Origin of the sequence: Rouxiella silvae (assembly GCF_002093625.1) — a bacterium.
Taxonomy (GTDB): domain Bacteria; phylum Pseudomonadota; class Gammaproteobacteria; order Enterobacterales; family Enterobacteriaceae; genus Rouxiella; species Rouxiella silvae.
The window spans coordinates 1-14,270 of record NZ_MRWD01000090.1; the positions used below are offsets into that span (position 1 = coordinate 1).

A 14,270-nucleotide genomic window follows, 5' to 3' on the forward strand; every position below is an offset into this window, starting at 1 on the left:
CGTCATTATAGGTATTATACTATTTATATTGCATTCATCAGACTCACTGAGCTTAGTAACTTCAATAAATATTTGGATATTCTCTCTACTTCCAATACTGCTCTGGACTGTGACCTTCATCGTTTATAGCTTCCTTTATGGCAGAAAAGTAGAACATTGTCATTTTCAAGAGCAACAAGCAGAAAAATCTCATCAAGAGTGGCAGGTATGGTCAGAGCGTTATATGGCAGTGCTCGGCAGTTGTGTTTTATTACCTGATATGATTACAGCCAACTTTGTGGAAAAAAAACCACCTAAACTAGAGATGCAATATAATCTAACTCGCCGGATTGATTATTTAGATAAAACTCTCCCTCCGATACATCAGGCTATTTTAGTATTGCTTAAAAGTCTTTCTCAGCAGATATCCGCATTGCCTGATAGGCAAAGATTAACCGTGACTTTACTTACTGATGTAGACGCTCGGCAGCATGTAATATTAACATCTGTTTTTTTAAAACAGTGGGCCAAAGTTTTTCCAAAATTCCAGGAGCCGGTAAAGATTGACGCAGTATCTTCACTCTCCTACAACCTCATTGATAAATACCTAAAGCAAACAACCGAGTCTGTCTATCTCATCCTGATCCTGCAGCTTGAAGGTAAACAGAAATATTCTGATGGACTCGGCATATTTCTTCTCGCCGCTGATGATGCGGTAAAAAAACTTGCCGTCCCGATTGAAGGTCGTCTTTTAAGGCCGATGCCGATAGATCCGACGCAGCTTGATATCGAACTGAGTCTTTTTTTAGAAACACAAGATATTGCTCTTCAAGCAAGCGGCTTGGCCGGTGGCAGCAAAGCACTGTCGGCACTTATTCCAACAATATTACCCGTTATCAGCGATATGGCAGGTGCAGTAAGGTTAGAAAACGTTCAGATACTTGAACAGTACATCGGGATCCCCGGCCCTTTCTCGGCATGGCTAACGGCAGGTTTTGTTCTGGATTTCGTACGTATTCAGAACGTTCATTACCTCGTATTTTCTCAATCTGATGCTGACTGGTTCGTCAGTACGATTTCTCCCGGGTGCATAAATGAAAACATTCAGTAATCCGTGGCATAAGAGCGGAGGCGTAACTTTGCTTATTTTGACAGTTTGCGGTATTGGCTGGCTTATTTGGAATTATGGCGAACGTGTCGGGCTCGACAGCATAGATAAAAAAATTTTTGCCGCTGTGATACTGCTCTCAATTGCCATACTGACAAAGCTGTGGCCACTCATCGGGAACTCTATTCGTCAAAAAATAGCTTCGCTATCAGCTCGAGAAAAAGGCATTTATCCGCCACCAGAGGGGCGCATAATATCATCGGCACCGTTGTGTACGCTGCTCAGTGAACTACGCTATTGCCTGAAATCAAATTATGGTTTTTTTTGGCGGCAAAGAGTCAAAATCCTGCTCGTTATTGGCCAGCGTGAACACATTGACATTCTGATCCCTCAGCTTTGCTCACAGCAATGGCTTGAGGGTCAGCAAACGCTCCTTATTTGGGGCGGGGAAACGAAGAACGATCCCGATCCTCGCGTTATTAACACACTGCGTAAACTGCGTGGCCGCCCACTGGATGCCGTAGTGTGGGTGAACGCGATGTCTTTAAATGAGTTATCACCGCCAGTGTATGTCGACAACCTTATGCAAATGCTGGCCCGATGTTCTAGCGCGCTGCGCTGGCGCGTACCGTTGTACATCTGGTCAACGCAAACTACGCCATGGAACCAATCTACACGTATTTCTCAGCCAGTGGGGTGTCTACTTCCTCCTGATTGTAAAGCCGAAATGCTTAGAGAGTGCCTACACTCTTTGTTGCCCAAGTTGCGGCTGAGGGGCGCACAGCAGGTGTTGGAAGACACGCGCCACGATTATTTACTGTCGCTTGCAGGCGCACTTAGCCACGGCGGTATCGAAAACTTTATACACTCACTTTCTACCTTGTTGACTCGCTCTCGGACAATTCCATTGGCCGGAGTAATGTTTAGCCTGCCATCCACCTTGATGGTGAATAATTTAGCCCACGTTTGGCAGGTGGACAAAAGTTGGGATGAACTGCTTAGCTCCGTTTTTCAGTTGCCTAAAGCTCTTTTACCCCAACGTGCCGGTTTCGCATGGATAAAAACTGCACGTTATTGCCTGATGGTCGGTTTATCGCTTTGGGGTGCAGGAATGCTCATTTCATTCTTCACCAACCGATCTCTGATTCTAAGCAGTGTTGAACAGGGACAACTGGCGATGAGTCCTCAGAGCACAGTTGTTGATCGCATGCAGGCTCAGCAATCTTTGCAGCGCACGCTGAGTAAATTGCAATATCAGGCCAAATTTGGCGCTCCCTGGTTCACCCAATTTGGCCTGAACCAAAATACGCGTCTTTTACAAGGATTATGGCCGTACTACTCACGCAGCAATACGCCGTTAATGCGCGATGAGGCGGCGGCGAAACTGGAGCAATCCCTCGTCTCTTTGGTCGCCTTATCGCCCAACAGCACTGAACGTAATCGTCGAACACCGCTCGCCTATGCGCAACTCAAAGCCTATTTGATGATGGCGCGTCCAGAAAACGTTGATGCCGTCTTTTTAAGCCAAACGCTGCATCAAGCGTGGGTAAAACGAGAGGGCGTTGATAGCGGCGTTTGGCAGGCAATGTCCCCTGCTTTACTGAGCTTTTACGCCAAGAATCTGACGGCGCATCCACAGTGGAAAATTGCGATAGACGATGGGCTAGTTAGCGACGTGCGCCAAATTTTGCTGCGCCAATACGGCCTTCGCAATGCTGAAAACGCACTTTATCAAAACATGCTGCAACAGGTTGCCAAAACCTACAGTGATATGACCCTTAAGCAAATGACGGGCGACACCGATGCAAGTTTATTGTTTTCTACGCCTGAAGTTGTGCCGGGAATGTTCACCCGAAAAGCCTGGCAGGAGCAGGTATCAGAAGCCATTAACCGCGTGGTGAAGGAACGGCGGGAAGAAATTGATTGGGTGCTGACCGACAGCCAGAATTCTGCAACGTCAGCACTTTCACCCGAGGCGCTCAAGGCGCGTCTGACTGAGCGTTATTTCAATGACTTTGCCAGCAGTTGGTTAGATTTTCTCAACAGTATTAAGTGGAATAAAGCGCGTAGCCTGTCGGACTCAATCGACCAACTGCAACTGATGGCCGACGTTCGTCAATCACCGTTAATCGCTTTGATGAACACCCTCGCCTACCAGGGACGAACCGGTCAAACCGCCTCCGCGCTGTCCGACTCACTGGTCAGTTCGGCCAAAAATCTGTTTAACAGAGAGTCGCAGCCGGCTATCAGTCAAACAGTGGCAATACACAGCCCGCTAGATAGCACTTTTGCGCCACTGCTGACACTGCTGGATAGCAAAACGGGCGGCGACGCTAGCAATACCTTGAGTTTACAGACATTCCTTACTCGAGTGACTCGCGTGAGACTTAAGCTCCAGCAAGTGACCAACGCAGCGGACCCTCGGGCTATGGCGCAGGCATTGGCCCAAACTGTCTTTCAGGGCAAGGCGGTCGATCTTACCGACACCCGTGACTATGGCAGCCTGGTGGCAGCGAGTTTGGGTCAGGAATGGCGGAGTTTTGGAGAAGCCCTCTTTGTGCTGCCGATAGACCAGTCGTGGCAGCAGTTGCTGACCCCCACAGCCAGTAGCCTCAATGCCCAATGGAAAAATGCCATCGTCGATGAATGGAATAACGCCTTTGGTGGACGATATCCGTTTAAAGATGCCGCTGCCGGCGCTTCGCTACCGCTAATGTCGCAGTATTTACGTGCAGACAGCGGACGTATTCAGCGTTTTCTTGAGACCCATTTAAGCGGCGTTCTACATAAAGAAGGCAGTAAATGGGTACAGGACAGCGTCAATGCGCAAGGATTGACACTCAATCCAGCATTTCTCAAGGCCGTCAACATGCTTAGCCATCTTGCAGATCAGGTGTTTACCGACGGCGATGCCGGACTCAATTTCGAACTACGTCCTGGAACGGCCAAAGACCTGATGCAAACCGACCTGACCATCGACAGCCAGCCACTCTCTTACTTCAATCAGAAACCTGTTTGGAAGCGCTTTCGTTGGCCAAATGATACGCAGTCCCCCGGTGCTACATTAAGCTGGATGAGCACCCACAGTGGAACCCGTATTTTTGCCGACATAACCGGCCCGTGGGGGCTGATCCGCCTGCTTGATAAGGCCGAGGTAAAGGACTATATGGGCGGCACTACCCTTTATAACCTGGTATGGAGGGCACCCGACGGCCTGCCGCTGACCTATACCCTGAGAACCGAACTCGGCGAAGGACCTCTCGCGCTAAGAGGTCTCCGGGGCTTTGTGATGCCAGAATCGATTTTTCTAACTGAACATCCTATCCAAAGAGGCCCAAGATGAGCGCGCTTAACTCTCTGCTTCTATTGTGCTTTTCAGATAAACAGGCGCAAATTTTACCCACCGCACGGCAGCACGTTTCACTGTGGAAGAACTGGTTGATCCCCTTTTCGGGCAGTTTTCCGGCTGGAGAAGATCCAGGTTATGACGATGACTTTCAGCGCATACGCGAAGAAGTTAATAAGCTCTCGGGCGCCGATATCGGCCTTATCTGTGAATTGGCCGAAAAGCTGTTCACCACGCGCTGTAAAGATCTGCGGGTGGCGACCTATTATCTGTGGGCGCGTCTGCATCGCGACGGTGAAAAAGGCCTCGCCGAGGGTCTAACCTTGCTTTCTGCACTGCTGCTGCACTATCCACAACAGCTGCTACCGATACGGGCCAATAGCCGCAAAAGTGCGCTGGAATGGCTGGCGGGATCCCGTGTTTTGAACAGTCTGTCTCTGCATCCAGAGGTTGAAAAGTCCGAGTTTGAGACAATATTGGCGGCCCTTGCGCTGATTGAAAATACGTTGAATGACTGGACTGACGACTGCCGTCCAGAACTCGGTTCACTGTATTCGGCGCTTAATGCACGGCTGCTTCAGTCAGGTGGACTTGATGCGCTGGTGCCGCAAAACATTGCGACTCAGGACACCCCAAGAGTCACACAATTACCGTCCGAGTATTCACCCGAGTTAACACCGGTTCATTCTGGACGTGAGCTACTCGAGAGAGCACGAACGCTTTCTGGCTATCTTCGTGAACAACCGCAAGGTTGGCTGGCGGCAAATCGATTGATGAAATGCCTGCGCTGGGACACCGTTCATCAGGTGCCGCCGAACGATGCCAACGGCCGTACGCGCTTGGTTGCTCCGCGCGAAGAATATCGCACTCAGCTTAAACGTCTTTATCTTCAGCAAAACTGGCGCGAACTTCTTGAGCAGGCCGAGCGCATATTTACCGAAGGGGTCAATCATTTTTGGCTTGATGTGCAGTGGTATCTCTATCAGGCATTAAGCAAATCTGGTCATCCTTTCGAGGGCTGGGCAAACATTATCCGGCAGGACTTGCGTATTTTACTGGAACGCCTCTGCGGGCTTGAGAAAATGGCCTATGACAACGGTGCGCCCTTTGCCGATGAAGTCACTTTAGGCTGGATAAACCAGCACGTTCGCGAAACACCGGTCGAATGGCATAGTGAAACCCTGCCGTCATCCGGAGGCAGCGATCTCTCGATTCTTTCTCTGGAACCAGAAGCCGTGAGGCTTGCCGATGCTGAAGGGCCTGAGGCTGCGTTGCGCTGGCTGCAGTCGCAACCCGGCAATACAACGCCGAGGCAAAATTGGCTATTGCATCTGCTAATGGCGCGCGTCTGCGAACAGTTTGGCAAGAATCAGATGGCACTGCATCTGCTTTGCGAACTCAACAACAACGCAAAATCCCTCACGCTAAGCCACTGGGAACCCGAGCTGCTATTTGAAATATGTGCCCGCCGGCTGCGGTTGTTGCGCCTCCAGGCACAAAGGAGCAGTAGCGATAAAGCTTCGCTGGCTGAGCTGATGCATGGCCTAACGGCGCAGCTTGTGTCATTGGACCCCGTGCGTGCCGCCGTTCTTTGCGAATAATATGCCAAGCTATAAGCTAAATGGAGTTTTATGAAAGATTTAACTCTGCGCTATTTTGATGCTGAGATGCGCTATCTGCGCGATGCGGCCCATGAGTTTGCCATCGCACACCCCGATCGCGCGGCCGCGCTAAACCTTAACCAATCCGGCACACCCGACCCCTACGTGGAGCGCCTGCTCGAAGGTTTTGCCTTTTCAATGGGGCGCCTGCGAGAAAAGCTCGACGATGACTTACCTGAATTGACCGAAGGGTTGGTCAGCCTGCTGTGGCCACACTATTTGCGCACAATACCTTCTCTTTCGGTGGTTGAAATTTCCCCCGCGTTTGCCAGCATGAAAATGAATGAAAATGTTGCGACAGGGTTCGAAGTGACTTCGCAACCCATCGGTCCTAAAAATACGCGCTGTCGCTATCGCACCACTCAAGACTTGCAACTGCAACCCCTTGCTCTTACTCAAGCCAAGATCCTTACCGAACTCGATGGACGGTCGGCAATTCGTTTGGTTTTTCAATGCAGTGAACTGAGTGATTGGTCAACCGTGAACCTTGCCAAACTGCGTTTTTATCTTAGCGGTGAGTCGCCAGTGAGTTGCGCACTGCACTTGGCGCTGACAAAAAAATGCGCCTCGATGTCGCTCAGATTCATTACCCACCAAAGCACCAGCGGCGAACGGCAGCCGCTGTCAGGCTATTTTTCACCGGGTGGTTTCGCCGATGAAGACCGCCTCTGGCCGAAAGGTGATACCGCATTCAGCGGCTACCAATTGCTGTTGGAATACTTCACCTTTCCGGAAAAATTCATGTTTGTGTATTTAAACGGTCTGGAAGAGGTCGCATTTCCTGAAAAAATATCCGGATTTGAAATCAACATAGTGCTTAACCAACAGTGGGATCATCAACTGCCCGTGTCGGCCCTGAATCTTCGGCTGCACTGTGTTCCTGTCATCAACCTGTTTGCAGTCGAAGCCGATCCTCTGGCGATCACCGGTCTGGAGGCTGAATATTTGTTAAAACCGCGCCGTTTGCAGGACGGTTACACCGAGATTTACTCGGTTGACAGCGTCAGTGGATCCCAACGTACTCACGATGCAGTCTATGTCCCGTTCACCAGCTTTCGTCATCGCGGGGGCATGCTGCGCCACAGCGCCCCCGAACGCTATTACCACACACGCGTCAGGCGAAGCGTATCTGGGTTGCACAATACTTGGCTCATTCTTGGCGGACGAGAGTGGGAAATAGACCGCCTGCTTGAACGTGAAACCTTGTCGCTACAAATAACCGGCACTAACGGGCAATTGCCACGCAAGGCGCTGCAAAGCACGTTGCTAAACGACTGTGAACAATCGCTGCCAATTCCTTTAAAAGTACAAAACCTGTGCAGGCCCACACTGCCCGCTTATCCGCCTGCTGAAGATCGTTTTCACTGGCGAGTACTGAGCCATTTGGGATCCAGTTTCCTGAATATGATGGCCAGTACCGAAGTGCTGCGCGGTACGCTCGCGCTTTACAGCTGGCTTGATGACGAAATGTCGCACCGCAAACTGGATGCAATCATGGACGTTAAACACGTCCAGACTCAGCGATTTGAGAATGGCTTTCTGCTGCGCGGCATTGATATTGAAGTCACGCTCGACGTTAAAGGTTTTAACGGCGAGGGCGATATCAATCTATTTGGCGAAATGCTCAATCGCTTCTTCGCTCTCTACGCTGATATTCATCTTTATAACCAGCTTACCCTGACAATTCAGCCCAGTGGAAAACACCTGCGATGGAAAGAGAATCACAATCAGCGCATACCCGGCTAATTCGAAAACTGGCACCTCATATTTCCTACACCAATTTTTACCGCTTCTGCCAACTGCTGGAACACAGTCAACCGGACGCTCCCTGTCTAGGCTCAACCCAGACTTTACAGCATGAACCGGTGCGTTTTCGCCCCCATCCAGGCATGGGATTTCCGGCCAGCGAACTAAAAAGTATCGAAATCAATGCCGATAACCTCAATATTCCGCCTTCCATCAGAACCACCTTTATCGGGCTATACGGCGTGGAGTCGCCGCTGCCGACCAGCTATATCGACGATATCGCGCAACGACGTGAAGGATGTGATGCCGTTACCGACTTTTTAGATATTTTCAATCACCGACTGACAACGCAGTTTTACCGCATCTGGCGTAAATACTCCTATCCCGCCAGCTTTGAATCAGGCGGCAGCGATGAGACTTCGCAATATCTATTGGGGCTGGTTGGGTTGGGTATTCCCGGCAGTGCGGCGCACATCGGTACACCGGTTTCACGATTTCTAGCCCTGCTGGGTGTTCTCCGATTACCCACCCGCACTGCGGAAGGAATTATGTCGCTGGTCAAACTGCTGGCACCTCATACCCTACCAACAGTGACCGCCCACGATCGGTTGACGGTGAGGGTCGATAATCCGACAACGCTTTCCTGCCGAGCACCCTCGAGCCTCGCGGTTCATCCGCTGATGGGGAAAACAGCTAAGGACGTTAATAGCCAAATATTACTGACATTAACCACGTCTAATCCCGATGAAGCCCGAGCATGGTTTCCCGGCGAACAGCTCCACAGCGACCTGCTTGCCCTACTGCACGTTTATCTTGGCGCGCGGCTACATGCGCGCCTGCAGTTAAAAATCTCGCGATCTCTGCTTCCAGACGCCAGGCTTTGCTGCACTCCCACTGTCAGTGCGGGCCTTCTGGGCTGGACGGCCATAATGAAAAGTACAACCTCGCATAAGGAAAAAAATAAAAACGATTTCTGCACCATTAGTTTGGGCCGGTACCAATGCGTAACCACTCACCCTGAAAACCATGAGGCCGAAAATGGCGAATATCAATATTAAGCCCCTCCCGATGATTTCAAGCCTGATTATCAGTACGTTACTGTCAGGCTGCGGGCTAATGCAGAGCGTTTCTGACGGCACTGTTTCCATGACGAAAGCCATTTTCTACAAACATGTGAAAACGCTGCATCTCGATTTCATCACGCGCGCCGCCGCTAATAATGATGCTGGCGGCGTATCGCACACCGCAGTGGTTCGCGTGTATCAGCTAAAAGATCGTAAATTGTTAGATGCCGCCGATTACCAACAGCTTTTTGCTCACGAGGGTCAAGTGATAAGAACCGACCTGTTGGCGGAAAAAGATCTCCAGCTTAGACCCGATGAAAGCCAATCGTTAGACATGCCGCTGGAGCCAGAAACCCGCTATATCGTCGTTGCAGGTATGTTTTTATCCCCCGATATGGAAAGAAATAACTGGCGAATCGTGCTTGAACGCAGTGAACTGGAACCAGATAAGGCGCGACAAATCGAACTGAAAAACCAGACGCTCATCCTGCTTCCTCTTAAGGAGAAATAAGGTGTCGCAACCCTCATTGTACGAAATTCTGAAGGGTAATTTTGCCGGTGGCCTAAGCCTGCAGCACGTCACAGAAGAAAATCAGCCCATCCTTTCCGTGCTCGACAATATGCAGCGCATCCTGAACTGCCGCGCAGGTACACTCAGCCATTTACCGGACTATGGTCTGCCGGATATGAGTAAAATTTTACAGGGTATGCCCGCCACAGCTCATCTATTATTGAACACGCTTTGCGCAACATTACTGAAATATGAACCTCGTCTGAGAAAGCTTTCAGTGGTGCTATTGCCGCAAATCACACAGGGTCATCTGGAATATGCCATCGATGCCGAGTTGGTTGAGTGCGGACTGGTGCGGTTTGGCACCGCATTTATGCCGGAAGGCAGGATAATGATCCGCCATCTTAAACAGCAAAATTACCTCGATTAACCCTCATTCACTGTTGGCCTCGCCTGAAAGCATCTTTCTAATAATTTGGAATTAACTATGTCATGGTCAAACGATCGTCAACTGAGCACTGGCGGTGACCCACGGTCGCTGGCTGACTACGTTTTTTTACACGAAGAACTTGCTAAACTAACGCATCCTGCGCGCCCAGACGTCCATTGGAAAAAGGTTGAGCGTCTTTGCCTGAGCTTATTTCAGCAAAACGGGGTCGAACTGCAGACGGCATGCTGGTACACGCAGGCTAGAACCCAGCGGATTGGGCTAACCGGCTTTAATGAGGGGTTCTCAATACTGCATGCACTTATCAGCCGCCAGTGGTCAGTTTTATGGCCGCCACAGGTTCACGCGCGCATAGAAATTTTGGTTGGTTTTAACCAGCGATTGCAACAAAGCCTGCGCGGTCTGACATTAAACTATACTGACCTTGCACAAATTTATCTGGCTGAAAAACACGTCGCCTCTCTGTGCGAAGTGTTACAACGCCTGGAGTTAAAACACCTGAGCCAACTGACGTCGCTCGGTGAATTTATGCACAACGCCGCCATCAGACTTGAGAACACAACATCGGTTAACGACGTCCCTATTGTCCTACCAGACTGCTCGGCTTCAGTCACTTCGCCTCGCGTATTACCCTCAGAGCAACCTTGGATTTATGTGACTCATGAAGACCCTGTTACACCGCAGGTTATGATTGCTTCGAAGGCTAAGCTTCCCCTGCAGTGGAAGGGGTTCCTCTTGGGGATGACAGCCAGTCTGATGTTGGCCGGTGGTCTATTTGGGGCGTGGCAGGAACTCAATCGGCCGACGATTGAGCAGCAAATGGTGATCACACTCGGCCTGCTGTCAGCAAATACTGTTCCGCTAATAACAGAACCACTTGGCACCGGCATACCGCCGTTGGAGCCGCTCGACGGATGGTATCGCGCCAATATTTTAATAAATCAGTTGGCGGAAAAGTTAAATGCCCTTGATGAGCGACGGGGACAATATATGACGGTCTCTCAGCTTAAGTCCGATGTTTTCAGACTACAGCAGGCCTTAACAAAAACAGCACCGCTTGAGGAGTCACTGCGACAATTGTCAGAGAACAAACAGAAAGGAAGTGCCTTGTCATCGCAGGACGTTCTACAGATTAATAATCAGTTTATGCGCTTGATGTACCGCTATTCGCTGATTGCGAAGGAAGAGAGATAACCGCCCATGAAATAGCCACATTCATGGGCGACAATAAATCACCGCTAACGGTTTCTTAAATCAATCTTGAAATCTTCGTTTTCTGTGTTGTCACTACCCAACTTAACAATCACGATACCGTCAGTGAGTGCAACTGAGCCGCTTGATGGCCAAGTGCTCATGCTCTTGGAATAAGCCACTAATTCACTGACTTTATCATCAGGTGGTTGCGTAAAGTTGGCCAGGTTAATGACTTTTAGATAGTTAAGGATGCGATATCTTTTGCCTTCAAAGAATGAAAAACCGAACGCATCCGAGTTTTCTATCTTCCAGACGTTTTGAGGAGCGAAGGTTCCTGTAAAGAATACCGGCGTTTTCGTTTCATCAAAGCCGTCGACTTTTTCATGTATTCTACTGACAATCTCCTGGGCTACATAGGAGTCCGCTTCACGCGCTGCATAATCGCTGTAGAAAAGTTTACTGGAAAAGAGACAGGCGAAGAACAGTATCACGACAGAGAAGATGATTCCGGCGTCACGTTTTTGCGTGGCGAAAATTACAAAGGTAATTAACCCAGCAAAGACCATCGGTGCTTCAATTAACGTTCGTGGTGGAAGATTAGAGCCAATTCCTATATTTATTGCAAATACGGAAATTAATGCCAAGAAGCCACAAAGGAAGATTTCGAGTCTTTTTCTTTTGAACGCAATAATCAGTATTGCCAACAGTGCAGGCAAGACGAATGAGAAATGCTTCATCCCATAAGGCGCAAAGATAAATGAGGTGTATTTTATGACACTGCCAAAACCAAATTTAATTCCGTGAGCAAGACCCAAATTCCAGCCAATAAAGTCGGCCAAATACGGAGACTGGCTGACACCGAAAGCCTTCATTACGAGAATAAGGATGATTTTATAAACAATGTACGAGGCAATTAATAGAGCCAAGAGTCTGATTAAACTCTTAATTGAATTACCTAAGCTTGTTCTATATTCAGGCTCATTGCGGAAGTAGTCAAACATCTCTTTTAACAGGAAAATAGTGATTGGTGTAACGATCGATGACTGGTAAATGGAGATGGCGAATGCATTGATAAAAACAAAAAAAACACTATTTTTCAGTGACTTTTCAGCAAAAAACAGAATTGACGCAGTGGTCAAAAACACTGAGATTCCATAGGTGTCAGCCTGGTTACCGAATTCGAGCTGGAACGCCGCCTGTGGCATACCCACGAGCAAAATCGAGAAGATAACCGAATGGACCAAGTCAAGCTTAAGATACTTGCAGATAAATATATTAGATAACGCCAGGAAAATGATGCCAGTCGTTATCGAAAAGAAAGGCAGCCAAGGCTCAGGTAAAACGTACATATGCAGAAGAGTATGGCCCCATCTCCCCAGAGAAAGAGTATGTAATGAATTATTCATATACTCTTCGTCGACCGAAAGGGTAAAGTGGCTTATCTCAAAACCATAGACAAAAAAGTAAGCTACTAACGACGTTAGAAAAACATAAGCGCTATTGTCTTTTAACCTGATCATTTCTTATCTCTCAATATAAATTTCGGCCTATTCTTAACTTCGTTATAAATCCTTCCTATATACTCGCCTAAAATGCCAATTCCAATTAACTGCACTCCGCCCAAGAATAATACAGATACGAGAAGTGAGGGATATCCTCTCACCGGGTTGCCATAAAACAACGTGGTTAAAATAATCCACATGCCAAATAAAAAAGCAAAACCTGAAATGAGAACGCCAATATACATCCATATTCTAAGGGGGAACGTTGAAAAACTTGTAATACCTTCGACAGCGAGATTCCAAAGCTTCCAGCCGTTGAATTTTGTTCCGCCGACAACACGCGCTTTTCTCTTATATTCAACTATTGCTGTCTTGCCGCCCACCCATGAAAGAATACCTTTCATAAATAGATTCTTCTCTGGCAAAACCTTAATATGTTCAACAACAGAGCGTGAAATCAACCTAAAATCACCGACGTTTTCTTCAATTTGTGGATTACTTATTTTATTATGTAAGGTGTAAAACCACTCAGCCGTTTTTCTTTTAAGTACGCTGTCGCTTGTGCGGTCCATTCTCTTGGCAAGCACAATATCAGCCCCCTGCTCCCACTTTTCAATAAGTAATGGGACGACTTCGATAGGATCTTGCAGATCGACGTCAATAGGGATCACCGCATCACCGGTCGCTTTTTCAAGGCCGCAGAAAAGTGCAGGTTCTTTGCCGAAATTGCGGGTAAAGGAAAAGACGCTGACCAGAGGATCGGCCGTCTCTAGCATAGTGAGAATATTTTCAGTCGAGTCAGTGCTTCCATCATTGATGAATACCAATTCAACCTCATATTTTTTTAAAGCCTCTAGCTCCCTTACCGTCTTGTAGAAAATAGGTATCGCTTCTTCTTCATTTAATACGGGGATGACTAATGATATTTTCATCTTTTTTCCTAAATACAACTAATTTTGAAAATAAAAACCCGAAAATCAAACTTACCAAGGAAAACTCTACAAGCGTTATTATTGGATTAATGTGTAATTTGTCCGATATCCATCCGCACAGTGCGCTGAGTATGCCCATAAATGCGACAAAAATTATGTAGCCTTTTGACGTAGCTTTCTGCTCAAACGTGAACTTTGAATTAGCAAAGAACGAGAATGTAACAGAAATAATAAATGCAACGATGTTGCTCAATGCCTGCGTTTGACCGAAATAATAAAGTAGCGAAAATATAACCCAGTGTATTGCCGTGTTAAAAACGCCAACGCCAACATAACGTATAAATAACGCAAACATAGCCCTCCCCCTAACCATTGACTACCCCTTTAGCAACTGGCTTCTAGTAGGCAACTGCACGCTGGTGCGCCTACGGCCAAATCCATTCTACCTATGACGGAAATTATCAAGTACAGGAGTAAGTTACAGGCATAAACAGCCGCAGATGAATGCATAGATTATGTATTTTTTTTGTAAGCATTGAGAATATGACGGTAAAGCCCTCTCAGTCAAGAACACCGTCCAAATTGATCAGCAGAATATTTCTCGATCAAGTTAATGTTAGGAATCCGCTTAGAAAGCTCAATCACGAGGATCCAAAATAGCAGAGACATACCCTTTTTAATTAAATTTTTTATGCATTATGTGCGGTAAAACGATTCAATTTGGTTGGCACAGGCAAAACATAAGACTTGGTGAGATAATATTATCCAGTATTTTAGTC

Annotated in this window: 11 protein-coding genes; 8 read left to right on the forward strand and 3 right to left on the reverse strand. The window is 47.9% G+C overall.

What is annotated here, in order from left to right; all coding sequences use genetic code 11:
• The 8 genes from BS639_RS23480 to BS639_RS23515 form a co-directional block, all read left to right on the forward strand.
• The coding region (locus tag BS639_RS23480) for a hypothetical protein (protein ID WP_206601179.1) at positions 1–1,090 on the forward strand (1,090 nt) is incomplete at its 5' end.
• Complete coding sequence (locus BS639_RS23485) at positions 1,074–4,430, forward strand: ImcF-related family protein (protein ID WP_084984497.1); 3,357 nt, start codon at positions 1,074–1,076, stop codon at positions 4,428–4,430. The genes BS639_RS23480 and BS639_RS23485, both read left to right, overlap by 17 nt.
• Positions 4,427–6,034, forward strand: coding sequence for a type VI secretion system protein TssA (gene tssA, locus BS639_RS23490; RefSeq protein WP_084984498.1), 1,608 nt, complete (start codon positions 4,427–4,429; stop codon positions 6,032–6,034). Before BS639_RS23485 ends, tssA begins: the two co-directional genes overlap by 4 nt.
• Positions 6,035–6,064: 30 nt before the next feature.
• Positions 6,065–7,840 (forward strand): type VI secretion system baseplate subunit TssF, encoded by a 1,776-nt coding sequence (gene tssF, locus BS639_RS23495; protein ID WP_084984499.1) that lies wholly within the window; start codon positions 6,065–6,067, stop codon positions 7,838–7,840.
• On the forward strand, positions 7,804–8,898 hold the full coding sequence (gene tssG / locus BS639_RS23500; RefSeq protein ID WP_084984500.1) for a type VI secretion system baseplate subunit TssG: 1,095 nt from the start codon (positions 7,804–7,806) through the stop codon (positions 8,896–8,898). Before tssF ends, tssG begins: the two co-directional genes overlap by 37 nt.
• Positions 8,879–9,415 carry a type VI secretion system lipoprotein TssJ gene (gene tssJ / locus BS639_RS23505; RefSeq protein WP_233427749.1) on the forward strand — a complete coding sequence of 179 codons (537 nt, stop codon included), beginning with the start codon at positions 8,879–8,881 and terminating at the stop codon, positions 9,413–9,415. Before tssG ends, tssJ begins: the two co-directional genes overlap by 20 nt.
• Before the next feature lies 1 nt (position 9,416).
• Positions 9,417–9,845, forward strand: coding sequence for a type VI secretion system baseplate subunit TssE (tssE, locus tag BS639_RS23510; RefSeq protein ID WP_084984502.1), 429 nt, complete (start codon positions 9,417–9,419; stop codon positions 9,843–9,845).
• A 57-nt stretch (positions 9,846–9,902) separates the two neighbouring features.
• Entirely contained in the window at positions 9,903–11,057 is a 1,155-nt protein-coding gene (locus tag BS639_RS23515; RefSeq protein WP_084984503.1) for a VasL domain-containing protein, read from the forward strand.
• A gap of 44 nt (positions 11,058–11,101) precedes the next feature.
• Here BS639_RS23515 and BS639_RS23520 read toward each other — a convergent pair whose 3' ends face one another.
• From BS639_RS23520 to BS639_RS23530, 3 genes are read right to left on the reverse strand one after another with little or no spacing between them, the layout of a single operon-like run.
• Positions 11,102–12,577, reverse strand: a complete 1,476-nt coding sequence (locus BS639_RS23520) for a glucosyltransferase domain-containing protein (RefSeq protein ID WP_072156450.1) — start codon at positions 12,575–12,577, stop codon at positions 11,102–11,104.
• The gene (locus BS639_RS23525) at positions 12,574–13,491 is read right to left on the reverse strand and encodes a glycosyltransferase family 2 protein (protein WP_084984504.1); all 918 of its coding nucleotides are present in this window, start codon (positions 13,489–13,491) and stop codon (positions 12,574–12,576) included. The genes BS639_RS23520 and BS639_RS23525 overlap by 4 nt, the downstream gene beginning before the upstream one ends.
• Positions 13,457–13,846 (reverse strand): GtrA family protein, encoded by a 390-nt coding sequence (locus BS639_RS23530; protein WP_055776986.1) that lies wholly within the window; start codon positions 13,844–13,846, stop codon positions 13,457–13,459. Before BS639_RS23530 ends, BS639_RS23525 begins: the two co-directional genes overlap by 35 nt.
• Between the last annotated feature and the right edge of the window lie 424 nt (positions 13,847–14,270).